Source organism: Aeromonas sp. 603079, assembly GCF_049172135.1.
GTDB classification, from domain to species: Bacteria; Pseudomonadota; Gammaproteobacteria; order Enterobacterales; family Aeromonadaceae; genus Aeromonas; species Aeromonas veronii.
Window position 1 is genome coordinate 100748 of record NZ_JAAKPX010000003.1, and the last position, 24203, is coordinate 124950.

The window sequence follows — 24203 nt, forward strand, 5'->3', positions numbered from 1 at the left end:
CGAAAAGGATGTCTATGAAACGGGGCGCTCTCGAAGGATTGATCTGTGTTCTCTTGCTGTTGTTCACCTGCCCGTTACTGGCCTCCGCCTTGTTGGCTCCCGGTGATCGGTTGGCCATAGTGCAACCCGGTGAGCCTGCTTTTGATCAGCCTTTCCAGATCAACAAGCAGGGGGAGATTGCACTGCCTGAAGTTGGCAACGTCGTGGTGGGGGGGAAGACCCTGCAACAGGCGGATGAGCTGATCCGCACCGCCCTCAAACCTGTTTACAACAACCTCTCTCAATTGACCGTCACCTTGCTGGAGAAGCGGCTGCTGATCAGCGTGATGGGCTATGTCAAAAAACCCGGCAGTTATGATCTGGCGCCCGATGGCAACGTGCAGATGGCCCTCGATGCCGCTGGTGGTCTGGTGCCCGGTGCCCAGCTCAACAATATGCAGGTGCGGCGCGGCAGCACGGTCTCTAGCTTCGACTACAAGCGTTATCTCGATACCGGCGATGCCAGCGTGTTGCCGCCATTGCAATCCCTTGATGTGGTGTTCGTACCCGCCTCTCCGCTGATCGGCAACGTGCAGATCGATTTTGATGCGGCAACCCTGGCGGCAGGCGGGGATGGCGATACCGGCAAGGCGATCAAGGTATTTGGCGAGGTCAACAGCCCCGGCGCCTTCAGTTTCAAGAGCGGCAACTCCATTGTGGATCTGCTGATGCGGGCCGGTGGGGTGACACGCTTTGCCGGGGTGGAGCGGATCCGGGTGATCAATGGTGATGCCCCCGAACTGTTCGATCTCAAAGCCTATCTTGACTCCGGCAACAACAAGCTGCTGCCCAATCTGGCGCCGGGCGCCACCATCTTCGTGCCCAAGGATGAAGAGCAGATAAAACGGGGGGCACGCACCATCTACATCATGGGTGAGGTGTTCAAACCCGGTGCCTATGAGGGGCGGGAAGGGGACTCCTTCCTCGATATTCTGGCCAATGCCGGCGGCCCGACCCGCTATGCCGAGAGTCGCCAGATCCGTTTGCTGCGCACCGATGGCACGATCGAACCCATCGACTTGCAGGCCTATACCGAAGGGATGCAAAAGGCGCTGCCGCAAGTCAAACCCGGTGATGCCATCTTTGTGCCGGAAAAGACCGATATCAACGAGAAGTCCTGGTTGAAAGTGGCCCCCGGGCGGGCGGTGATGGTGATGGGGGCGGTGCGGATCCCGGGCCGCTATGAATGGTCTGATGAGATGTCGCTGCTGGATCTGATCGCCCACGCCGGTGGCCCCAACGAGCGGGCCGATATCGCCAAGGTGCAGATCCTGACCGCCGAAGGGGGGCAGGCCACGCCAACCCTGTTTGATCTTGACAAGTTCCTCCATCAGGGCGGGGCGCTCGCCAGCCTGCCGAAGATCCGGGCCGGATTCACCATCATGATCCCCGAGCTGCCCACCGATCCCAGTGATAACAAGTCCCAGTGGGTGCGCCAGTCACCGGACAGTTCCATCTATATCTTCGGTCAGGTCGGGGCGCCCGGTCGCTATGCCTTCAATGAGCAGATGGGCTTTATCGACATCCTGTCGGCCGCCGATGGTCCGACTGCGGCGGCGGATCTGCGCAATGTGCGTATCGCCCATCGCAGTGGCAGCACGGCGCGGGTCAGCAAGCTCGACCTTGCTCTCTACTTTGAAACCGGCGATGAAACCTTGCTGCCCAAGGTGCTGCCCGGCGACTCCATCTACCTGCCGGAGAAGAATCGCCCCTGGCTCGATGAGCCCAAGGAGAACACCATTCGGGTGCTGGGAGCGATAGCCCGCCCGGGTCGCTACCGCTTTGACTCCTCCATGACCCTGCTGGATCTGCTGGCCGAGGCAGGGGGCCCGACCAGCAGCGCCTATATCAAGAAGATTGTGGTGATCAACATGGCCACCAGTGGTCAGGGGGATCAGGCCCGCAGCTTCGATCTCGACGGCTTTGCCAAAGAGCCCGACTTTAGCCAGTTACCGGTGCTGCGCGCAGGGGACACCGTCTTTATCCCTGACAGCAAAAGCAGCAACTGGGCCATCTTCATGGATGGCATGCGCGACATTTTGACCACGATCTCGGTGGTGGCCCTGGTCGGGACGCTTTGATATGAGCATCCCCATTCAATATCTGGAGCTCGAATCCCTCTACGCGGCGACGGTCGCCCGGGGAATCCGCTCGCTGGCGGTCACCTCGTCAGAAGGGGGAGAGGGGGTGAGCTCCATCTGCGATGCGCTGGCCAGGCGCTCGGAGGCGGATGGGCTGCGCACCCTGCTGGTGGATCTCAATCTCTATCACCCCGGCCGCGCCACGGCGGTTGCCTGGGGTCCCAATGATGTGCCCGAGCCGGTGGCCACTGGCCGGTCGTTGTCCCTGCTCCCGGCGCCGGGCAAGGATCTGATGGCTTTTCGCAACAAGGATACCTTGCGTCAGCTGCTGGTTCGTTGGCTCGAACATTACGATGTGGTGATCTTCGATACCTCACCGCTCACCGCCCTCAATCGGGGCAATATTCCGGCCGATCAGGTGTGTGGGGCCTGTGAAGGGGCGCTGCTGGTGGTGCTGGCGGGAGTGACGCCGACGACCGTGGTACAAAGTGCGGTGGATAAACTGACCCGTGCCGATGCCAATCTGATTGGCGCTGTCTATAACGACAAGCTCAACCCGGGGCTGGCCAGCGAGATCCTGCGCGAGCTCAACCGGCTGCCCAGCAACCGGGTGACCGAATGGCTCAAGCGCTGGTGTCGGCGCAGCGCCTTGCTCAATTTCCGGATCTGATCGCCCGCTGATGGAGGCCCGATATGGATGACTGGTTGCGATCTGCTCCGGCAACCCTGCAGTCGGTGCGCGAACTGCGCAACCGGCTGGCGCAGGGACTCTCCCTGTTTCAGGTCTCCCCAAAGGATCAAGCCAACTGGCTGCTCTGTTTCAGTGAGCTGGCCACCAATAGCGTCAAGCACACAGCGCCTCCCGCGACCCGGCTCTGGCTCACTCTGAAAGAGGATGAAACGGGCTTGAGTTTGATACTGGAGGATGATGGCGGCCCGCAACCCGGTCTTGCCAGTGCGCCGTTACCCGATGAGCTGCAGGAAGGGGGATACGGGCTGGCGCTGGTGCACCAGCTGTTTGCCGAGGTGCACTTCTCTCGCAACGGTGAGCGCAATCACGTGACCCTTCGCCAGCAGGGCCCAGTCAACCAACTGCCGGTGATCGCGGTGATCGACGATGACAAGGTGATGCGTGCCTTGCTCACCGCCTACCTTCATGAGCACTACCGGGTTGAAAGTTATGCCGACTCCCATGCCGCCCTGCTGGCGCTCGGAAAGCAGCCCCCCGCGCTGGTGCTCTCCGATATCGAGATGGAGGGGATCGATGGCTTTGGGCTGCGCCAGCAGTTGATGAAGGATCCCAAGATGAAGGGGGTGCCCTTTATCTTCCTGACCGGTCATCAGGATCAGTGGACCCAGAGTCGGGCGGGGGCGCTGGGGATCGATGACTTTCTGGTCAAGCCCATCACCAAGCAGGATCTGTTGCTGGCGGTTTCGCGGGTGTTGCAACGCTCACAGCAGCTCAAGTCACAATGGGGCGAGCAGCTGGATCAGCGCATGACCTCGGCGCTGCGCCCGTTATTGCCCGCCACCTCCATAGGGGGATACCAGCTGGCGTTGCAAACCCGCGCGGCTACAGTGGGGGGCGGGGACTTTCTGCTGGTCAAGGATCGGGTGCTGTGGCTCGGGGATGTGATGGGCCACGATGCGGAAGCCAAGTTCTTTGCCCATGCCTATGCCGGTTATCTGCGCGGCTTGCTGACCGCCCACGATCTGGAGCGCGCCCCCGCCCGCTTGCTGACCATCTTGTCCAATGCGGTTCACAGTGATCCGCTCCTTGGGGCTACCCTGCTCACCACCCTCTGCATTGAACTCGGCAACGAGGGGCGAGTGCAGTGGGCCAGCGCGGGTCACCCTGCGCCCTGGCTGGTCGGGCCCGGCACCATCCGTCAGGTCGGCGTGACCGGCCCCTTGCCCGGTTTGCGCCCGGATCCCCACTTCGTGACCAATGAGCGTCAGCTCAAGCCCGGCGAGATCCTTCTGTTCTGGACCGACGGCCTGCTCGATAGCCGTGATGCCGCAGAGCGCCAGCGCTGGGAGTCGCAGCTAAAAGAGATCTGCCTGACCTCGGGGCCCGGTCTTGAGCAACTGGCTCATCGCATTGCCCGCTGGTTTGATGAGCGCATCAATGATGCCGCCCTCGATGACATGACCCTCCTGCTGGTCGCCTGTCCCGGTGCCTGATCCAGCCCCTCTTTGCCTGACTGGCCCGCTCTATGCAGCGCCTCATTTCTGGTGGCATGGAGCCACGGGAGGAGGTGCCTATGTTACCCATGCAGCAGATCTGGCTGGCCATCGATGCGCGTCAGGTCGGTGGAATAGAAGTTCACATTATCCATCTCGCCAACGATCTGCTGGCCAGGGGATTTCGCCCCACCATAGTGCTGGTGAGCAACCACGGCATGACCCCCTTTACGACCCTGCTCAAACAACAGGGCTTGCCCTACGAGGTGTGCCAAAACAGCCGCGATTTTATGCGCCGTCTGGCCCGCCAGACGGCTTCTGTGCTGATCCATACCCACGGCTACAAGGCCGGGGTGCTGGGGCGACTGACGGCCTGGTTCACCGGCAAATCGGTGGTTTCGACCTTTCACAGCGGGGATGACGGGGAAGGTTTGCTGAAGTTTTACAGCTGGCTGGATCGCACCACAGCGCGTTTTGCGAAGTGTATTGCAGTAAGCGAGCCCATCGCTCGCAAATTGCCTGTGCCAAGCACGGTGATCAGCAACTTTGTCCCCATGCCTGCGACACCGGCATCGGTAACTGGCAACCGGATTGCCTTTGTCGGCCGCCTCTCGCCGGAAAAGGGGCCGGAGGCGTTCTGCCAGCTGGCCGCCTTCTGCCCGGAGGGGGCGTTTCATCTCTACGGGGATGGCCCCATGAAAAGCGGCTTGTTGCAGCAGTATGGTGATCGCGTCCAGCTTCATGGTTTCCAGAACATGGCCAATGAGTGGCACAACATCGACCTGCTCTGCATCACCTCCCGCTTTGAAGGGTTGCCGCTGGTGGCCCTGGAGGCGATGGCTCACGGCATACCTGTCTGTACCTTTGCGGTGGGGGGCCTGGTCAATCTGATCGACCATAAATCCAATGGCTGGTTGGTGGAGCCCGGCCATGTGCGGGATATGGCGGAGCTGGTCAACTACTGGCTGCGCAGCGATGGGGGGGGGCGCAGCAAAATGAGTCAGGCGGCGCGCAACACCATAGCCCGAGGGTACAGCGTCAACAACAGGGTGACCGATATTCTGGCCGTCTACGGCGCCTGAATCACGGAGAAACCTGTCAAAACGAGTGGCCGCTGGCTACTCGTTTTTTTATGTGCCGGTGTTAGAGGTAGCAGGGGGCGGATTGCTTCTGTGATCACGCAACGCTTGGGTTTCTGCGGGGGGCAAGCGGACATCAGGCCTGTGGATGGGGCCAGATGATGGCGATCAGGTCGCTGACTTCTCGGTGATCACCGCGGACGTGCCACAACGATGCGCCATAAAAAAGGCCATTGCAGTGACAATGGCCTGATGGGTGTTGAGATGTGGTTGAGGTTGTGCGGCGGGATGCGGCGGGATTAGCGCCCCTTCTTGCCAACCATGATGGCGATCGTCTTGCCGATGATATGCACATCCTGCACCAGCCAGCGCCAGGGGTGGAGCAGGGCGACCGAGTAGGCCAGATCGAACGCCAACTTGCTGCGCACATCATCGAGCGACTCGTCGTAACCCTGGTTGACCTGTGCCAGACCGGTAATGCCGGGGGCCACTTCATAGGTGCGTTCGATAAAGTACGGCACCGCATCTTCCAGCCGGTTGGCGATCCCGGGTCGCTCCGGGCGGGGGCCGATCAGCGACATCTCCCCTTTGAGCACATTGATAAACTGCGGCAGCTCATCGAGCCGGGTTTTGCGCAGGAAGTCGCCGCTGCGGGTGATCCGGCTGTCCCCCTTGCCACACCAGACCGGCCCGGTGGCCGCCTCGGCGTCGGCGCGCATGGTGCGAAACTTGATCATGAAAAAGAGCTCAGTATGGGTGGCATGGCTGCGCCCGATCCGCAGCTGACGAAAGAACACAGGCCCCGGGCTATCGAGCCGGATGGCCAGCATGATCAGCGGCCACAGTGGCAGCGTCAGCAGCAGGCCAAGAGTGGCACCGAGCAGATCCATGCTGCGTTTGACCACCAGGGTCAATCTTGGAATGGGGTGTGTCATACGGCTTTCTCCTGTGACATGAAACGTATGGGGGCGCGCAGGCAGTAGCGCAGGGTGCCCATGCCGTTGTACCAGTGTCCGAGTACCAGATAGTGGATCTTGCGAAACAGATTGGGCCAGGGGTGCACAGGGGTCAGCTGGATCAAGATGACCAGCAGATACCCCAGCAGTTGCAGCCCCAGCAGCAGTTGAAACAGCAGGGATTGGGTGGCCAGCGGGATGGCGCAGAGCCACAGCAGGGTCAGGCAGAGCGGCATCAACACCCGCAGCCCCTTGCCACTGGCAAAGTTGAAGGCAACCCAGCCGAACTTGGGGTGCAGCAGGGGCAGCAACCGCAGCAGCTGCTGGGTGTTGCCGGCCCCGATCCGCTTGCGCCGTGTCGCCTCCAGCGCGGCATTGGAAACTTCCAGCTCCAGTGCGGCGCAGCGATTGTCATAGACAGCGCGATACCCCTTGGCTATGGCCTGCATCGGCAGGATGAAATCGTCGTTGATGGTATCGGCGGCCAGCGGGGTGAGGCACTCCCGGCGCATCATGTAAAAGGCCCCGTGGGCCCCCAGCATGCCGCCAAGGGCCGACTCGCAGAGCTTGATCTGGCTTTGATAGTGCCAGTAACTCTCCTCGCCCTGTGAGCCCGGTTGCCAGAAGCGGTATGCCTCCCCGACCACCCCTACCTTGGGATCGGCAAAATGGGCGACCGCCAGCAGCAGGCTGTCGATGGGCAGCAGGGCCGAGACATCGGTGAGGGCTACCAGATCGCTGTGCACCCGGGTCATGGCCTCGTTGAGCACGGCGACCTTGCCGCGATTGCGGGGGTGATCAAACAGCCTGATCTGCAACTGCTGCAGGGCGGGATCACCGAGCTGGCTCAGCGCAATGGGGTAGCTGTTGTCGCTGCAACCATCGAAATGCACATGCACCCACAGCTTGTCGGCGGGGTAATCGAGGCTGGCGAGGTTTTGCAGCTTGGCCGCGATGGTCGCCGCCTCGTTGTAGACCGGCATCAACAGGGTGATGGTCGGCAGCGCCTCATCGGCGGCCTCTGTTTTGAACCCTCGATCCAGAGGGCGCGGTGGATTGGCTACCTTGCGCGCCTGCCGACCACCAAACTTGAGCAGCAGGGGATAGCCGACATGGTGGTAGACCACCAGTACAGCGCACAGCCAGAACACGATCATGATCCATTCCATGGGATGCTCCTCTGGTCATCGGGTCGCTTGATCAGCGGCTGTAAAGCTGCTGATAGGCCTGAGCCATCCGGCTCAAGCTGCTTTGCTGGCACACAAACTCACGGGTGACGGCACGCAGGCTATGGCACTGCAGCAACCCTTGTGCCAGAAGCTGGGCAAGGCGGCCGGGATCACGCTCCGACAGGATATGACCGCTGGCCTGGCAGACGATCTCTCTGGCCGCCCCCACGTCGCTCATCACCACCGGCACCCCGCACGCCTGTGCTTCCAGCACGCAGAGCGGCATCCCCTCCGCCAGCGAGGGGAGGCAGAAGAGATCCAGCCCCTGATAGAAGCGCGGCATGTTTTCGACCAGCCCGAGAAAATGGACCCGATGGGCGACCCCGAGCTGCTGACACTGTTGTTGCAACGCATTTTGCAAACTGCCGACCCCTGCCAACGCAAGATGCACCTCCTCCGGCAGGGTGCGGATCGCCTCCAGCAGCAAGGTATGTCCCTTGACCGACTCGAGGCGGGCGGCGCAGCCAATCAACTTGACCCCTTGCGGCAATCCCATCTCCTGACGGGCGAGGGCGGCGGCGCCCGGGGCAAAGCGCAGCTCATCGATGCCGTTGGGGATCACGGTTGGCGACAGCTGGCCCAGCTTGGCCAGCAGCTGGTTGGCCACCGGCGTGGCATCGGCCACCAGAATGGGTTTGAAGGCGCGCAGCCCCCACAGGGCCAGCGTGCGTTGATGGGGATCATCGAGATACCAGGCATCGTGCTCTGTGTGTACCAGGGTGGGCACCCGGGCCAGCCGACTGGCCAGACCGCCATAGAGCATGGGCCCCAGATGGTGGGTATGTACCGCGACGGGCTTGAGTTGGCGCAGCAGCTGGGTGAGCCGCCAGAGGGTTGCCAGCGACCAGCCCGCGGGCTTTTCCAGGCAGTGAATATTGCCTGCGAAGGGATGCAGGGCGGGCCATGCACTTAGTACATCCCCTTTGCGCCCTTCGAGGGAGATGATATGCACCGGTTGCTCGGCAGGGCTCGCCTGAGTGAGGTTGAGCACCATGGTCTCCAGCCCGCCGGGCTGCAGGTGCTGCACGACCTGTACGACAGGCTGGGCGCTGGAGTTCCCGCGGGGATGGGGTTTGTGCGACGGGGTTGATGACAACATGGTTCGCGCTCCGGCAAGGGAAGGGGTGGCACCCCGGATAGCGGGAGAATGCGAATCTTGTACCACTCTTGCGATCTGCTCACAGAGGCGATCAGCTCCTCTGGTGGCACTGCCTTTGCATCGTGCGGGGGGAGGGCCTTTCTCAGGGAGTGATGCCATGCCTGTCCAGTTCTATTACAACCTCTACATCATTCTCTTTGCCGCCTGGCGCCGTCGTTATCTGCTGGTGATCCCGGTGCTGGTGATGCCGCTGGTGGGCGTGACGGTCGGCCTGCTCACCCCCAAGGAGTATGAGAGCCGCACCACCTTTATGGTGCCGCAAGATGCCAACCAGACCCCGACCCTCAAAGACCTCATCACTCAGGAGAGCCTGAAAGATCGCTTTGCGGTGCTCGAAGCCCTGCTGCGCAGCCGTTATGTGCTGGACGGGGTAGCGCGGGATCGTGGCCTGGTCAATGACGAGACCCCCCCAGCTCAGCGCGATGCCATTATGGACTGGCTCTCGAGTGCCGTCTCGCTGCGGCTGATTGGCGATGAGGTGATCGAGATAAAGGTAAAAGCGGATTCGGCGGCCAACAGCGCCGGTTTGCTCGAAGCCATTTCGCGGCGCTTTTTCTTCAACCTGCTCAGCAAGGGGCGCCAGTCGGCGGAATCGTCCGAACGTTTCCTGCAAAGTCAGCTCGACAGCCGCCGCAGCGAACTGCAAGCGGCCGAGCAGCTGCTTGCCGACTTTAAACGGGAGCATGCCAGTGCCTTGCCCCAGCAGCAGAGTACCAACGTCGCCCGTCTCTATGGTTTGCAGGAGCGTTATGCCGAGAGCCTGATCACCTTGCAGCAGGCCAAGGCCCGGGTCGATCAGCTATCGCTGGGGCAGGAGAGCCAGCTGGCCCGCCAACTGGATGAGAAGCTGCAACTGATGCGCACCGAGCTGGTGTTGCTGCGAGCCCGCTACAGCGACGAGCACAGCAAGGTGCAGAGTTTGCGCTATCAGATTGACCAGTTGCAGCAGGAGTTCGAGCAGCTCAAATCCCAGCCGGATATGGCCCGTGGGCCCGAGTGGCAGCTGGCCCAGACGCAGCTGACGGAGGCGGAGCAAAACACCGCCGGCCTGAAGAGTCAGCTGGATGGGCTGGACAAGGTGGTCGACTCCCAGGGCGATACCGAACGCCAGCTCGCCGAGCTGGAGCGGGATCTGGCGGTCAAACGCACCCTCTATCAGGATTTGCTGCTGCGCTATGAGAAGGCCAAGGTGACTGGCGATCTGGGCAACTTCGAGCAGGGGGAGCGGATCAAGGTGATCGACAAACCCTTTGCCCCCAGCAAGCCGAGCAACTACCCGCTCTGGCTGTTTTTGCTGGCGGGCATTGTTGGCGGGTTGGGGCTGGGCTGCGGTCTGGCGCTGGTGGCCGAACTGGCGGATGCCAGCCTGCGCCGCTCCGATCAGCTGGCCGCCCTGGTCAAGGCGCCGGTGCTAAGCCGCATTCCCTACTGCGAGCCGGTGCCGGACTATCCATCCAATAGTGATCATGCGCTGGATGGGCAGGTGCTGCCCTTGTCACCAGAGCCGGGGTGATTGCCGTCAAAGCAGGCTGCCAGCCGGAATCTGGATATTTCTGAAAAGGCCTTGTGATAAGGCCTTTTTTATATCTCACAGATGGCTAACTATTTATTGTTACTTGCCTATAACAGATGGGTGTTGCTTTATATTACATACTGCAACTTATCTTATTATTTCTTGGCAAGGGTGATAGATGTTGCATTTTCTATTTTAGTTTCTTGACTGTAGTCTTACCTAATGGTAGTGGTAAAGCTAATGCAACTTTTTATTTGCTCATGAACAAACTATGAGCTGATTGGCTCTGAAATCGTTATTTAAGTTATTTATTGATGTTGGTAAGACACTGTTTTGGTGAGGCTAGATGTAAGGGGTTGCTTACATATTTATAGTTTTTCTAATCAATTCTCTAGGTAAATAAAATGGGTAAATGGGTAACAACAAATACAGCGTTCACTTCGTTTTTAAGTGACCGCGTTGGATACAAATCTGGATTGGCTCTTTCGAGAGACGAAATGGTCGATCTTTTAGATAAGAGTGATCCTTTGTTGAACATTATTAAAAATGATAATGAAAAACTTGTGCGTATACCGACAGATCAGATTGAAGATTCCTTTCAGATTATCTTGTGCCGACTGGGGGTCATAGAACAACCATTTGTTGGGCATGGTCCCACACTTCTCAAGTTTGAGTTTCTCAATAATCCTGAGCAGCAATTTTTACTTCAACAAGTGCTCCAGCATTTGGGTGAAAACCACTTCGATAGAGGCCACAAATCCATATTTGATAACTTTGACGAGCAACAGTTTTTTATAAAAATAAAAGAAAAATATGGGGTTATGGCATGTTCTATTAGCCAAAGATTGGTAAAATTGATAAAGGATAGTGAGGAAGCTAGTCCTTGGGATTGGCTTAGTGCAAGAGTTATGGAATGGAAATCTCCAATTGAACTAAAAGAGTTGTTTGAAAGTGAGTCTCTCAACGCAATGTATGGACGTTTTCTGGATCAGAGGTATATAAATTATCTGGCAGAGAATCCAGACAAGTTATCTAGTATGAATTGGAGAAAATTTGAGGCTCTAACTGCAGAGTACTTTGAAAGGTCTGGTTACAGAGTAGAGATTGGTGAGGGAAGAAATGATGGGGGCGTTGATATTAGGGTTTGGGGTCAGGTCGATAATAAAAGTCTCGCTCCTGTAACCTTAGTCCAATGTAAGCGTACTAAGTCTAAAATTGATAAAGTTCTTGTCAAATCATTATGGGCTGATGTTGTGGATGAAAATGCAAGTAGTGGGGTGATTGTTACTACATCATATTTTTCTCCGGGAGCAAGCCAGGTTTGCAAGGCCAGAAAATATCCAATTCGCGAAGCCAATAGAGATACAGTAATGAGTTGGCTGAAAGAGCTTAAAAAAACAGGCCGTGGTGTATTTATGGGGGAGTGATTCACCAAAAATACATTAAGAGTAATCGCTAACTCTTGATATTGTTAGCTCCTTGGCTGTAGGTTATAAGTGTAGAGGGATGTGTATGAATATATGGCGTCTGATAGCGCATCACCAAAATGCATTAGAATCAATCGAGCTCATGAAAGATGTAGGTTGTATTGCAATTGGTTGGTCGGATATTGGAGATCTATCGGAGATTAACCCAGGCAATCAAGCAGAAATAACAAGTTTAATTAATATGAAATATCCTGAGTTAGGTAATGCCCATTTAGGTGGGCCAAGTCTATGGCATCTTTATAGAAAAATGGAGATAGGTGACTTTGTTATAGTTAATGCTCATAGTCGGCGTAATTGTGTGTTTGAGATATCAGGGGATTACTTTTTTAATATGAATGAACCTATCCTTGGATATATGCATCAACGTTCGGCAATTCTTACTGAAATCGATGCTGAAAAATTGTGGCAAGAATGTGGCGCAAATGTGCAGAAGGGGCAAAACATTCGTTGGACACTAGCAAGTTGTCATTTATCTACTAGTGCTGGGGAAATGATACTTGTTGAGGGTGCACGAGTTTCAGTATCATCAACAGCGATCGAGCGTAACCCAATAGCAAGGCAAAAATGCATCGAGCATTACGGATATACCTGTGCTGCTTGTGGGATTAACATGGAAAGAAAATATGGATTTATCGGTAAAGAATACATACATGTACATCATCGATCAGACTTAGCATTGAAGAATGGGGTTCATAAAGTCGATCCGATCGAAGATTTAATTCCATTATGTCCTAACTGTCACGCAATGATTCACAGAGAAGTACCAGCAATGCCGTTAGAAAAACTTAAAAAAGCACTCACAGGAAATTCTTAGTATATGTCTCGAAAGGAATTTCAACGTGTAGCGTTCCTAATTCACAGTAGCCAAAGTGGTTCTTGTGTTGGGGGAGATATGTAGGCACCTTATCGACAATAACTTAGTTGTCAGATAGTGATCACTCAGGTTTTGATCATTTAGGATAGACAGGCCTTAGCCTCGGCAAAAAATCAGGGAGCCATAGCTCCCTAATCGCGACACACGGGGTGATAAATCAGCCAATGGCGGGTGCCAGTTGCCCGTTGGCGGGCTGCAGGCGTCCTTGGTTACGGCGCTGATAGCGCCAGGCCAGCAGTAGCGGCATACCGAGCAGCAGCTGGGCGGCCACCGGGATCTCCTCGATGGGGGCGGCCAGTGCCCCTTCCGGAATAATGCCCCCCTCAATTTCGGCTGCCAGTTTGAGCTCCAGCGCATTGCCAAAGTCGGCGAAGGTGGTGGCATTGATCACAAACGCATCCTGACCGCCCGCCACGTTCTCCACATACCACTCTTGCAACACCCCATCGGCGTAGTCCTGACCTATGGTGATGCCGTTAATGGTGTCGATGCCGGAGGCGAGCAGTTGATCCCGCACGGTGGAGGTATCCAGCCCGTTGTTCTGGATACCGTCACCTGACACATCCATCACCTGGCGGGCGGCGGTGTAGTTGTTGGTATCAAACTGCTGGGCACCAAAGGCCATGGCCGAACCGGGGGCCGTCATCCCCGCATAGGGGCGGACCAGGGCATCCAGGGTGGCGGCGAAGTTGTTGATGGAGGTCATATCGTAGAGGTGGAACCAGTCAGTCATCACGCTCTGCTGGTTGCTGCTGCTCCACATGATCATCTGTACGGCGATGGAGCCGAGTTTGCCACCACTGGTGTCGAGGATGGCGCTTTGTACATCCTGACTGTAAAAGGCGTCCACATACCCCTGTAATTGCAGATTGAATTCCGATGAACTGACGCTGCCCGACACATCCATCAGCAGTTGCAGTTCGGTATCGACTTCGGTCAAGGCGTATGCGGGGGAGGTTACCAATAACATCCCCAGCAGCCCTGCCAACGGTTTGAGTTTCATTGCTCACTCCTTCTCCCTGGCGCTAGTGCCAGCAGGGGGAATGAATAAAGCGTGCCAGCTTTGTTGCATCCTCTGACTTGGCTTGGTCCGGGTGAGAGCGGGCAGGCATGGAACTTGCGACAGCGGTCAAAAGCGCTGATAACCGGCAGGAGTTGCGATGGAGATCCGTCCCTGGCAGTGGGCACCCAACTGGCTGCTACTTGGTTTGGCCAATCAGTGGGGCATGGTGTGGCTCAATATGGGCCACTTCAACTTGCTGGTGGTGTTGCTGATTGCTATCTGGTGGCAAATTGCATCGCGGGTTGCACCGAGCTGGCGCCCGCATCCACTGGCGCTCGCCCTCTTTATCCTGCTGATCCTGATCCCCAGCGCCAGTTGCAAGGCGCTGGCCTGTCTGTTGCTGGTGGCCTCGCTGTGGCGCCGTCATCAGAGTGGCGATGAGCGGGCGGTGTTGCAGATTGTGCTCGCCTTTACCGTGGCGGTGTTGTGGGGGCAGCAGGTGTTTGCCCTGCTCTCCGGCCCCGTGCTGGCCCTCGATGCCTGGGGGGTAGGCCAATGGTTGCAACTGCTTGGCTGGGAGACTCGCCTTGATGGCAATCGCATCGAGCGGTTGGGGGGCCATGCGCTGATCGTGCTCAAGGGGTGCTCCTCGTTTTCTCAACTCTATCTGGTGGTGCTCTCCTGGCTGGTCTCCTGCTGCTGGCTGGCGCCGGATCGGCCCCTCTACCGGCAGTGGCCCATGTTGCTGCTGGTTTGCCTGCTCTATATCGGGGCCAATCAGCTGCGGCTGGTGCTGATGAGCCTGGATCTGCGCTGGTATGGCTGGCTGCATACCGGCTCGCTGGCCCAGCTCTACCAGTGGGCCATCATGTTGCTGGTGATGACCATCCTCTTTATCCGGGGGCGCCGTGATGCATCTATCTAGGGGGTATCTGCTGCTGTTGCTGGTGGCGCTGCTCAGTGCTGCCGCCATGGGCTGGCGTTATCAGAACCGGGCAGTTAACGAGGGGGCCAAGCCCATGCTGCTGGAGCTGGTCCAGCTGGGATGGCGCTTGCGGGTGGCTACGCCGGTATTGGGCGGCACCTATGTCAGCTATCAGCTTGCCCATCCCCGTTGTGACGGCCTGCTGCAGGCCATGCTGGTGGCGCCGGATAGCGAGGCGATGTCAGTGACGCTGGCGGGTGAAGGGATGAGCCAAGGGGTGATGTTTTTAGGCGAGCTGCACCAGAGTCCACCGTTGCTCTCTTACCGTCTGACCCAGGGTTGGCGCAAGTTGTGGGGGCTGACCCCTTATCCCCTCTATCGGGTGGCTTTGCCAACCTCTTGCCTCGGCCTTATTGCGCCGCCGCTGGGGTGACCGACCCCGGTTCACCGTTTGGCAGAATGCGGATCAGCAAGGTATTGGGGGCCAGCATGGGGTCATAGCGGGGCTCCAGTTCAATGGCGCGAGCTCCAAGCAAGCGGGTGAGGGCGGTCAGCCGCACGCTCGCTATCCGCGCACTCTCCAGCATGTCGGTTTGCAGCCCGGGGCCGCTTACCAGCGCAATCCGGGCCGGATCCTTGCGTCCCAAAAACTGATGCAGCTGCTGCTCCTGATCCGCCGGCAGTTGTGTCTCCGCTTGCTGATACTGCAGTTGCAGTTGGGGCTGTTCGGCCAGCTGTTGTTCCCGCAACTGGTTGAGGATCGGCAGGGTCTCATTGACCGGCTCCTGACGGGCGCAACCGGTGAGGATCAGCAACGGCAGCATCAGGGGTAACAGGCGGCGCAGGGCGCTGTCTTTGGCTGTGGAGCGGGGAATCTGGTTGGCCATACGCAGTCACTTCAGGAGGATGAGTTGGCACCAGTTTGCAATGTTTTCAATCCCTTGGCCAGTTGTTCAATCTCGCGGCGCCACTGGATCCAGGCGGCAGAGGGCAGTTGCTCTGCCACCTGCCAGCGGGTCGGCAGTTGATCCCGCAGGCGCTCCAGCAGCAGGGCTGCTTCCACCTGATAGCGGGCCTCCTGCTCCAGCCAGGCGAGCCAGCGCAGATCCTCGATGGCTTGCTGCAACAGCAACAGATCGTGAGAGAGTCGGTGCGCCTCGCAGGCTTGCGGGCCGAGCAGCATAAAGTCGCTCTCCCGCCCATCGGTGGGGTCATAGGGCAGGGCGGTGGGCATGCGGCCATGCCACTGCAAATAGCCCTCGGCGCCGCTTTGCCACAGATAGAACCCGGCGGCTCTCGGGGTGCCCAGATTGTAAAACCAGGGGGTGACCTTGTGCTGGCGCACCCGCGCCACATCGGCCTTGTCGGCGCCAAAGCCTGCGTTGATCAGGGCAATCTCCACCTCTGCCAGCAGACCAACCTGACCCGGATGATTGAAGTGGCCCGCACGGATCACCGCCGGATCCCGCCGTTTCATCTCCCGCGCCAAGGTGGTGATGGCGGGCAAGGTGGCAAGATCCGGCTCATCAAACAGGCTCCATGCCAGCGGGGGCAAGCCGCTGGCGGTCAGCCCCTGTTGCCGCGCCTGCCACTGTTCAAGCTGGCTGGCAGGGTCGCCCCCCCAGCGTTTGAGCGGGGTATAGGCCAGCAGGGGCGGCACAAAGCCGAGCCCCACCGCCTCTCCCATGATCTCCCGCATCCCCGCCTCATCTTGTGGCAGGGCAGGCGAGAGGCCAGTGATCCCGAGCTTGGCGAGCCGCGCCAGATCGCAGCGACTGGCCTCGGCGATCTGCTCTTTTAACGCCTCGGGGTCGGGGCTCAGCCAGTTGAGATAAGGGGGCGCTTCGACATAGATGCCGACCGGCTTGCTGGCCGCGGGCAGAGTCAGCGGCAGCACCTCGATAGTCAGTGGCAGCTGCACCAGTTGCTGCTGGCTCAGCAGCTGAATATTGCCCAGATAGCGCCCCGCCGGCGCATCGCGGGGGATGGTGATCTGCAACACCAGACGCCGAGGTACGTCTGCCAGCAGGGTGAGCCCGGCGATCCCCTCGACCAGCTCCTGATCCGAGGGAGCCAGCAGGGTGCCACTCGCCTGCGGACGAACCAGATGCCACTTGCCGTAATAGGGGGTCAGCGCCAGCGGCGATCCTGCCTGCTCGGGGGGCTGGATCACCAGCAAGGGGGCCGGATCGTCGGTGGCGGCGTGGATGGCAAATTCCAGCAGCAGCTGGCTGCCACGGGCGGCCAGCACCGGTTGAGCAGCCTGCTGCAACGCATCGACCGCAGATGCCGGGGCGATCTGCAGGGTTGGGGCGGCATCCGTAATCGGCGTGAGGCTCAGTTGCTGCGCAGCTGGGGCTGGGGTTGGGGAATAGGGGGCCAGAGTCCACTTTTCCAAAAACAGCTGGCGCTGCTTGGTCAGCACGCTTGCGGTAGCGTCGGCCAATACGGCGAGATCTTTTCCACTATTTGGCAGCGCCTCTTTGCTGGTGGGGGCCGGATAGGGGGCAAGCAGCAGCCCTGCCAGGTATTTGGCATCCGGTGAGTGGCCCACCAGTGTAATAGTGAGCGAGCCGCCGGGGTGGTTCAGGGTGACATGGACCGGGCCGCCTTGACGCGCCCCGAACAGCTGCCAGGGATCCGGATTTGGCAGTGCCTCGCGAGATTGCCCCGCCAGATAGCTCTGCGTTAGCCACTCCTGCGGTTGCCACTGCTCGGCCCAGATGGGCTCGCCATTGACCAGCACGCTGCGCTCGAAGGGGTGGGGCAGGTACTCCCACTCGCCGGGGTCATCCAGCCAGAGGGTGAGCTGGTAGCGTCCTTTGGCCAGGTCCAGCCGCACCCCGTCGAGATTGCGCAGTCCATCGCGAACCAGGGCATCGCCGGAGGGACGCATGATGGTGGTGGGATGGCCAATCAGCCGGGGATCCCCCGGGCTCAGGGCCTCAAAGCCGGTAAAGCGGGGCGCAGCCGCAGCCCCCAGATCCAGCGCAATGGTGCCCGCTGGCAAGGTCAAACCGGGCTCCCAGTACCAGCGGCGAATGGTCAGCGAGGGGGCGTTATCGGCCATAAAGAGATAGAGCTTGGTGAGTTTGTCCAGCGCCAGCGCTCTGGGTTGGCTGGTGCGCCACTCGCTCAAGGCAAAGCGCTGGGTGAAGGGGCCGGGTGCGACAATCCGCTCCAGATTGACCCGACTGCGGTAGTTGACCGAGGCCTCGTCGTCGATACGCAGGATCAGGGTTTGCGGGTGGGCGCTGGGGTTATGGCCCTCGATCACCAGTTCATCATCGCTGCCTATTGGCCAGTTGTGGGTGCTCAGATCGAGCCGCTGGGGTGTCTGGTTACCTGTCATGGGCAGCGGGGTCTGCCCCTCCAGCCGGGTAGTGGCCATTGCTGCATTGGCGCAGAGCAGGGTAACCAGCCAGAGCCCTCTGCTCATCCGGCCAGCCCCTTCAACCAGTTGTTCAGCTCGGCAGCCTTGTGATCCCAGCTTTGCAAGGCCACCTGCTGTTGGCGCGTGTGGCGCCCTTCGCTGCGGGTGAGCCCCTCCCAGCCACTCTCCTGAAACCAGCCCGGATTGGATTGATCAAAGGCGGCCCGATTGATGGCCTGGGCCAGGCTCTCCCCATCGTGGGGGAGCTGGATCTGATCCCGATAGCCATCGAGGGCCGGAAAATCGGTGCTGACGATGGGTCGCCCTGCGGCCAGATACTCGCGCAATTTCAATGGATTGCAGGCACGGATCTGGGCGTTGTCGACAAAGGGCAGCAGACTCACCTGCCAGTGCTGGGCATAGGCCGCCAGCGTGTGATGGGGACGGGGCCCCAGCAGATGGATATTGGGGAGCCCCTTGAGGGGGGAGATATCGGTCTGGACCGGGCCAATCAGCACCAGATCCCAATGGGGCAGGGCGGCGGCCGTCTCTGCCAGCAGGGGGATATCAATCCAGTCGCTCAGGCTGCCGTAAAATCCGGCAATGGGGCGGCCGGAGGGGAGATCCGCTGGCCGCTCTCTGGGGGGCATAAACAGTTCGAGATCCACGCCGTGGCTGAGGAGCCGGGTTTTATGGGGGGGGAAGCGGCTGGCCAACACGGGGCTGGCGGCCAGAATGAGGTCCGCTTTTTCCACCAGTCGGGCCTCGCAGTGAGCGATGGCCTGATGATCCACCCCAGCCAGCGCCGAGAAGTCATCGCCGCAGTAGTAGATCACCGCCCGCTCATCCAGCTTGCCAATCAGATCGACGGCGCTGGGCAGGGAGATCCAGAGCAGGGGGCGATCCAGCTCGGGCAGCTGACGCCGGATCTGCGCCGCCAGCCAGTGGCCATTGATCTTGCCCGCCAGCCGACTGCCGGGCAGCGGCAAGGCGAGCGGCGGCAGAACCCGGGGGCTGCTGACCTCTGATGGCGCAACCGACTGGCCGCCAGCTTGGCGCGCACCGCGCAGCACGGCCCCCAGTTTGCGGACGATGCGGGTGAGATCATGAAGGGTAAAGCGGGGGCAACGCATGCCGATGGAGTTGACCCAGAGCACTTGATAATCGGGCAACAGACGCTTGATCAGGTGTTGGGTGCTGGAGGGGTGCTGGCCCCAATCCTCGCCCAGTACCACCAGTTGCGGCAGTGAGTGTGGTTTCATGCAAAGGTCTCCGAAGCGTGTGCGGGGTCGCTGTGATCCTGTGGTTGCAAGGTGCGCAGTACTGTGGCCGGTACACCCGCTGCCAGCACACCTGCGGGCAGATCCCGAGTGACGACGCTGCCTGCGGCGACAATGGTGCCGGCGCCTATGGTGACACCGGCCATCACCATCACCCCGGTGCCAAGCCAGACATCCTGCTCCAGCACAATGGCCCCCACCTGTTCATCGCGATCCGGCAGGCCCCGGGCGCGATCGCGGGCGTTGACCGGGTGCCCCGGGTAGCCCGCCAGAAAGGCACGCCCTGCAATCCGTACGTTATCCCCCAGCACTATCTTGCTGCCCACCGCTAGGGTGGTTTGCCAGCCAATCCCGACATTGCGGCCAATGACCAGCCTTGGTGTCTGGCTCGATGCCCGGCCGCTGATGGTCATGGCGGCGCTGAGGCGGCAGTCGGCACCAATTTCGATGGTGACCGGACCGCTGATATAGGGGATGCCGCCATAGAGATAGAGGCGCGGGGCGGGGGCTGTGAGGCGAGATTGAAACAAGGGAGTCCACCAAAGGGTGCGGGTCAGGGTCGCCAGCGCGTTGCTGCCCAACAGATAGAGCCGATAAAGCAGCCGATGCAGGGGAGGGATCACGGGGCATGACCAGTGGCGGGCACTTTTGGCCAGTCGCCATACCCGGCGAGCCAGTGGCGTCTCCCCCTGTTTGGCCCAGCTTTTCATCCGGTGCAGGTTGATGGTGTTCATTGCGACCTCTCCCTCTGGTGCAGTCCGTTGCTCGCTAAGCAGAAAGCAGGGATCGGGCCAACAGGACGGCCCCAGCTAGATCGGGCCAAATGGGGCTAAGAGGAGGGGCAGATTGCGCCGGTCGGTGCAATTTGCAGCCAGCGTTGTGCAAAACGCAAATGCCAGTCTCATTCTGGGCTTGTTCAGGCCGGTTAAGCCGCACAGAGGAGCTATCGCTTCAGGGCGGGAGTGAGTGGCGTGGGCTTTGCATTAGCGGTAGCTGACCCGGAGCAGGATGCTTCGGGTGGCTGGGAGGCCCTATGAAACTTGGTGTGAACCAGATTGCCATGCTCTATTACGCCGGCGGCTTGCTCCTGATGAAGGGGATCTCCCTGCTGATGCTGCCGGTGCTGACCCATCAGCTGCTGCCTCGTGAATACGGCCAGCTGGAGGTGCTGTTGACCCTCATCAATCTGGGTTCCCTTATTTTGGGCTTCGGGCTGGTGGATGCCCTCTACCGTTTTGCCGGATTGGCGAAAGATGAGCAGGAGCGCCAGCAGGTGGTGGCCCGCATGTTTGGTCTGGTCTGGCTGATCGCCCTGGCCAGTCTGGTGCTGCTCTGGCTGCTGGCACCTGTGGTGCAAGCCTGGCTGCCGGTGGAAACTCGCCTTGCGGATGTGCGCTGGGTGCTTTGCGCCCTGCCGTTTGAAGGGGTGATCGGCGTGCCACTTGCATGGCTGCGCATGCGCAATCAGGCGCGGCTCTTTTTCGTGGCAACCGCAGGCAAGGCGGTGATCCAGTCGGTGCTGACCGGCTGGTGGCTCTGGCTCGGCTGGGGCGTGAGCGGGGTGCTGGCCTCCGGCACCCTGACCTGCGTTGCACTGGCGCTGCTGCTGAGCCTCTGGCAGTGGCGAGATAGCGGGATCCGCTTTGACTGGCAGCACTATCGGCCGCTGCTGCGCTATGGATTGCCCCTGGTGGTGAGCGGGCTGGCAGGTTTTGCCCTGAGCGGACTGGATCGCTGGCTGCTGGCCGATGTGGTGGGGGAGGCGCTGCTTGCCTACTACGCCGTTGCAGGCAAGCTCGCGCTGGCGGTGGGGTTGTTGCTGCAACCCTTTGCCCTCTGGTGGTATCCCCGCCGTTTCATGCTGCTGCGTGAGCCGGATGGACTGCGGCTCAATGCCCACTACAGCGTGATGGGGTCGGTGCTGGGGTTTGTCACCGCGGGGATTGTCGGGCTTACCGCCCCCTTGCTTATTCGCTGGCTGACCCCGGAGAGCTATCACGGGGCGATCGCCTATATTCCGCTGCTGGTGCTGGGTATGGCGGTGCGCAATGTTTCGGACTTGCTCAATGTCGGCTGCTTTAGCGGCGAGAAGAGCAATGCCCAGATGGTGATCAATCTGGGCTGCAGCGCCCTTGGGGTAGCAGGCTTTCTGCTCGCCATCCCCCCCTTCGGGGTCGCCGGGGTGATCTGGACCCTACTGCTGGTCTATCTGGTGCGGGCGCAGGCCTTTTATCTGGTGAGCCAGCGGTTGCTGCCGCTGCCGTATCGCCTCTCGACCCTCTGGGCCAGTTCGCTCGGGGCGCTGGCGATGGTCTGGCTCGGCCAATGGTGGGCAGGATCATGGCTCGTCTAACGCCAGCCATCTGGGCAAGCGCCATCTGTCTGGTGCTGGCACTGCTCTGGTGGCGGCTGCCCCATCCCTTGCTGCTGCCGGTGCTCGGCCTTGCCATTCCCGCCATCTGGTTTGCCCTGCGCTGGCCCTTCTTGATGGTGCTGGGGTTTGTCACCTTCTCCTTCTTTCGGCTGCATGAGGTGTTCCCCCAGCTCTATCCCCTCAAGATCCCGCTGCTCTTCTCGCTGGCCGCCATCGGTGCGCTGGTCTGGCACATTTTGCTGACCGGTCGGATCAAGCCCTACTGGAGTCCAGCCCTGAGCTGGCTGACGGCCTTCTTTGTGATGGTCTCCATCGGTGTGCTGTTTGCCAGCAACCGGGGCGAGGCGATCGCCACCTGGACCGGCAGCTACAGCAAGATCTATCTGATGACCCTGGCCACCGCCTGGCTGGTGCGCACTCCGGGGGATTTTGCGCTGGCGGTGCGCACCTTTGTGGTGGCGGGCTGTCTGGTGGCGCTGGTGGCCCTCTACAACAAGGCGAGCGGGATCGGGCTGGTGGAGGGCACCCGGGTGACCATAGGGCGCGAGCTGGGCTCTGTGCTGGGGGATCCCAACGATCTGGCGCTGGTGCTGCTCTTTCCTGCCGGTTTTTCGCTGAGCTTACTGCTCAATCAGGGCAATGGGGTGGGGGGGCGTTTGCTGGGTGGGCTCGGCTTTGCGCTGACTGCGGCCGCCATTATCGCCACCCAGAGCCGGGGTGGTCTGCTGGGTATCTGCGCCGTTGGTGGCCTGTTTGCCTGGCAGCGGGTGAAGTCGAAAACCCTGTTGATCTCGCTGGGGATGGTTGCGCTGGTGGTGCTGTTTGCCGCTGCCGGGATTAGCGATCGGGCATCTGGCGGTGCCGCCGAGAGTGGGGTCGATGCCTCGGCCATGGGGCGGATCTACGCCTGGCAAGCGGCCTGGGGGATGGCGCTGGGCCACCCGCTGGTGGGGGTGGGCTTGTCCAATTTCTATTACAACTACTTCTTCTACAGCCCCCATTGGGATGGACTCAATCATGCGGTGCACTCCACCTGGTTCGGGGTGCTGGCTGAAACCGGCTTTGTCGGGCTGGCGCTGTTTATCGGCATGGTGACGGTGACCCTGCGCAGTTGCTGGCGTTGCCAGCTTGCTGGCATGCCTCCTGCAGTGATCACGGCGATGCAGGGGGTGATGGCCAGCATGGTGGGGTTTGTGATTTCGGGATCCTTCCTGACCCAGGGGTTTACCTGGCCCATCTACCTGGAACTGGCGCTGGCCGTTGCCGCCATCAAGTACGTGGAGCAGGCGGCCACAGAGGCGAAGGCCACCGCTGAGGATCATCAGGAGGCAACCCGGTTGCCGGCAGTGCCACCAAAGGGAGCAAGAGGATGAACGCAACCCCTGTTTTGCTGGTTCACTACGGAGAGGACTGGATCCGCGGCAGCGAACGCTGCCTGCTGGATCTGCTGGCCCACCTCGATCGCAGCCGGTTTACGCCGTTGCTCTGGTGCAATAGCCCGACGCTGGCGGCAGAGGCGGCCACCCTCGGGGTCGAAACCATGGTCGAGCCGTTCAGCCTGCTGCTGGGATGGCAGGCGCCCCGCTTTGATCTTGCTGCCCATCGGCGCCTCTCCCGGCGAGCCAGAGAGCTCATCACCGAGCGGCAGATTGGGCTGGTGCACGCCAACAGCGCGGCCCCTTGTCAGTGGCTGGCGGGGGTCTGTCGGGCGTTGCAGGTACCGCTGGTGTGCCACCTCCATGCCCGTTACCAGCCAAGAGACAGGTTCAGCCTGCGGGTCCATCAGGCAAGCGTGCTGATCGGGGTGAGCGAGCCGGTGTTGACCGGTTGGCGCCAGGATGGCTGCGCGGCCGAGCGGTTGATCCGGGTACCCAACGGGGTGGATGCCGCTCGCCTGAATGGCAGTGCTCACTGGCCGGTCGTCGGCATGCTGGGCTTGCCCCCGGGGGATATGATCATCGCAACCGTCGGCTCCCTGATCAAACGCAAGGGGATTGATCTGCTGATCCGCTCGCTGGCTGCCCTGATGGCATCGGGGGAGGAGGCCCAGTTGCTGATCATTGGCAGCGGCCCGGAGCGGGAAGCATTGATGGCGTTGGCTGTCGAGCTCGGGGTGGCCGAGCGGGTCCACTTTTTGGGCGAGCGGCCGGACAGTGCCGCTATCTTGCGGGGCGGGGTGGATCTGCTGGTCTCTGGAGCCCGTGAGGAGGTGTTTGGTCTGACGTTGGCGGAGGCGGGCATGTTGGGGCTCCCGGTCAGTGCCTACCGAGTGGGCGGCATCCCCGAAGTGGTGGAAGAGGGGGTGACCGGTTTGCTGGCAACCCCGGGGGATTGGGCCGAGATGGCTGATCACTGGCGGCAATTGAGCAATCCGCAGCGCCGATGTGAAATGGGGCGGGCCGCTCAGTTGCGTGCCGCACAGTTGTTCACGGTGGCGCGCTATGTCGACGGGGTCACGGCGGTGTGGGACGCCGCGCTGGCTGGTCGTTGGCACGCCACGGCCCCCACACCCTTCCGACCACTCATGCATTGGGCGGGGCAACGCCTCCTTGCCAGAGGTCGCAATATGCTGGCGAGTGGGATGGCAAGAGTGGCGCAAAAAGTGCAACTGGGGTTTGGCCGCCGCAAGGTGCCAGAGTAAGGGAGC

The 24203-nt window shown here is 60.3% G+C and carries 20 protein-coding genes; 12 read left to right on the forward strand and 8 right to left on the reverse strand.

The features are described from left to right. Window positions 1-14: 14 nt before the first annotated feature. From G5287_RS02780 to G5287_RS02795, 4 genes are all read left to right on the forward strand, one after another. Entirely contained in the window at window positions 15-2120 is a 2106-nt protein-coding gene (locus tag G5287_RS02780) for an SLBB domain-containing protein (RefSeq protein ID WP_224969957.1), read from the forward strand. Window position 2121: 1 nt separating this feature from the next. Continuing rightward, the gene (locus G5287_RS02785; protein ID WP_317115164.1) at window positions 2122-2790 is read left to right on the forward strand and encodes a capsular biosynthesis protein; all 669 of its coding nucleotides are present in this window, start codon (window positions 2122-2124) and stop codon (window positions 2788-2790) included. A gap of 23 nt (window positions 2791-2813) precedes the next feature. Further along, on the forward strand, window positions 2814-4304 hold the full coding sequence (locus tag G5287_RS02790; RefSeq protein WP_421230767.1) for a SpoIIE family protein phosphatase: 1491 nt from the start codon (window positions 2814-2816) through the stop codon (window positions 4302-4304). Between the two features lie 80 nt (window positions 4305-4384). Beyond that, the gene (locus tag G5287_RS02795) at window positions 4385-5386 is read left to right on the forward strand and encodes a glycosyltransferase family 4 protein (protein ID WP_421230768.1); all 1002 of its coding nucleotides are present in this window, start codon (window positions 4385-4387) and stop codon (window positions 5384-5386) included. Between the two features lie 296 nt (window positions 5387-5682). Here the strand turns inward: G5287_RS02795 and G5287_RS02800 are convergent, their stop codons facing one another. The 3 genes from G5287_RS02800 to G5287_RS02810 are packed head-to-tail and all read right to left on the reverse strand — an operon-like array spanning window position 5683 to window position 8667. Next, complete coding sequence (locus G5287_RS02800; RefSeq protein WP_005333398.1) at window positions 5683-6318, reverse strand: sugar transferase; 636 nt, start codon at window positions 6316-6318, stop codon at window positions 5683-5685. Next, on the reverse strand, window positions 6315-7508 hold the full coding sequence (locus tag G5287_RS02805) for a glycosyltransferase family 2 protein (RefSeq protein WP_042083499.1): 1194 nt from the start codon (window positions 7506-7508) through the stop codon (window positions 6315-6317). The genes G5287_RS02800 and G5287_RS02805 overlap by 4 nt, the downstream gene beginning before the upstream one ends. Before the next feature lie 31 nt (window positions 7509-7539). Beyond that, complete coding sequence (locus tag G5287_RS02810) at window positions 7540-8667, reverse strand: glycosyltransferase (RefSeq protein WP_421230769.1); 1128 nt, start codon at window positions 8665-8667, stop codon at window positions 7540-7542. A 157-nt stretch (window positions 8668-8824) separates the two neighbouring features. On the opposite strand from G5287_RS02810, the gene G5287_RS02815 reads away from it, so the two are divergent. The 3 genes from G5287_RS02815 to G5287_RS02825 all read left to right on the forward strand — a co-directional run bounded on the left by G5287_RS02815 (window position 8825) and on the right by G5287_RS02825 (window position 12541). Beyond that, window positions 8825-10240, forward strand: a complete 1416-nt coding sequence (locus G5287_RS02815) for a GumC family protein (protein WP_421230770.1) — start codon at window positions 8825-8827, stop codon at window positions 10238-10240. A gap of 404 nt (window positions 10241-10644) precedes the next feature. Continuing rightward, entirely contained in the window at window positions 10645-11667 is a 1023-nt protein-coding gene (locus tag G5287_RS02820) for a restriction endonuclease (RefSeq protein WP_108539686.1), read from the forward strand. An 85-nt stretch (window positions 11668-11752) separates the two neighbouring features. Beyond that, complete coding sequence (locus G5287_RS02825) at window positions 11753-12541, forward strand: HNH endonuclease (RefSeq protein WP_421230771.1); 789 nt, start codon at window positions 11753-11755, stop codon at window positions 12539-12541. Between the two features lie 217 nt (window positions 12542-12758). On the opposite strand, the gene G5287_RS02830 is transcribed toward G5287_RS02825, so the two are convergent. Beyond that, a complete protein-coding gene (locus G5287_RS02830; RefSeq protein ID WP_421230772.1) occupies window positions 12759-13604 on the reverse strand; it encodes a DUF1194 domain-containing protein in 846 nt (281 codons plus the stop codon). Between the two features lie 157 nt (window positions 13605-13761). Between G5287_RS02830 and G5287_RS02835 the strand changes: the two genes are divergently transcribed. Both G5287_RS02835 and G5287_RS02840 read left to right on the forward strand, forming a co-directional pair. Continuing rightward, window positions 13762-14529: a hypothetical protein gene (locus G5287_RS02835; RefSeq protein WP_100645977.1), complete on the forward strand. Its 768-nt coding sequence runs from the start codon at window positions 13762-13764 to the stop codon at window positions 14527-14529. Next, on the forward strand, window positions 14516-14962 hold the full coding sequence (locus G5287_RS02840; RefSeq protein WP_270817206.1) for a hypothetical protein: 447 nt from the start codon (window positions 14516-14518) through the stop codon (window positions 14960-14962). Before G5287_RS02835 ends, G5287_RS02840 begins: the two co-directional genes overlap by 14 nt. On the opposite strand, the gene G5287_RS02845 is transcribed toward G5287_RS02840, so the two are convergent. Genes G5287_RS02845 through G5287_RS02860 form a run of 4 tightly spaced genes read right to left on the reverse strand, consistent with a single transcriptional unit; the run spans window position 14940 to window position 19916 of the window. Further along, window positions 14940-15416 (reverse strand): hypothetical protein, encoded by a 477-nt coding sequence (locus G5287_RS02845; RefSeq protein ID WP_421230773.1) that lies wholly within the window; start codon window positions 15414-15416, stop codon window positions 14940-14942. The genes G5287_RS02840 and G5287_RS02845 overlap by 23 nt on opposite strands. Window positions 15417-15427: 11 nt before the next feature. Then, window positions 15428-17968: a hypothetical protein gene (locus G5287_RS02850; protein WP_421230774.1), complete on the reverse strand. Its 2541-nt coding sequence runs from the start codon at window positions 17966-17968 to the stop codon at window positions 15428-15430. After that, window positions 17965-19164 (reverse strand): glycosyltransferase, encoded by a 1200-nt coding sequence (locus tag G5287_RS02855; protein WP_421230775.1) that lies wholly within the window; start codon window positions 19162-19164, stop codon window positions 17965-17967. Before G5287_RS02855 ends, G5287_RS02850 begins: the two co-directional genes overlap by 4 nt. Continuing rightward, entirely contained in the window at window positions 19161-19916 is a 756-nt protein-coding gene (locus tag G5287_RS02860) for an acyltransferase (RefSeq protein WP_150999130.1), read from the reverse strand. The genes G5287_RS02855 and G5287_RS02860 overlap by 4 nt, the downstream gene beginning before the upstream one ends. A gap of 299 nt (window positions 19917-20215) precedes the next feature. Here G5287_RS02860 and G5287_RS02865 point away from each other — a divergent pair, with 299 nt between their 5' ends. From G5287_RS02865 to G5287_RS02875, 3 genes are read left to right on the forward strand one after another with little or no spacing between them, the layout of a single operon-like run. Beyond that, entirely contained in the window at window positions 20216-21535 is a 1320-nt protein-coding gene (locus G5287_RS02865) for a lipopolysaccharide biosynthesis protein (protein WP_421230776.1), read from the forward strand. Beyond that, on the forward strand, window positions 21523-22929 hold the full coding sequence (locus G5287_RS02870) for an O-antigen ligase family protein (protein WP_100653873.1): 1407 nt from the start codon (window positions 21523-21525) through the stop codon (window positions 22927-22929). The genes G5287_RS02865 and G5287_RS02870 overlap by 13 nt, the downstream gene beginning before the upstream one ends. Then, complete coding sequence (locus tag G5287_RS02875; protein WP_421230777.1) at window positions 22926-24197, forward strand: glycosyltransferase family 4 protein; 1272 nt, start codon at window positions 22926-22928, stop codon at window positions 24195-24197. Before G5287_RS02870 ends, G5287_RS02875 begins: the two co-directional genes overlap by 4 nt. Window positions 24198-24203: the final 6 nt, after the last annotated feature.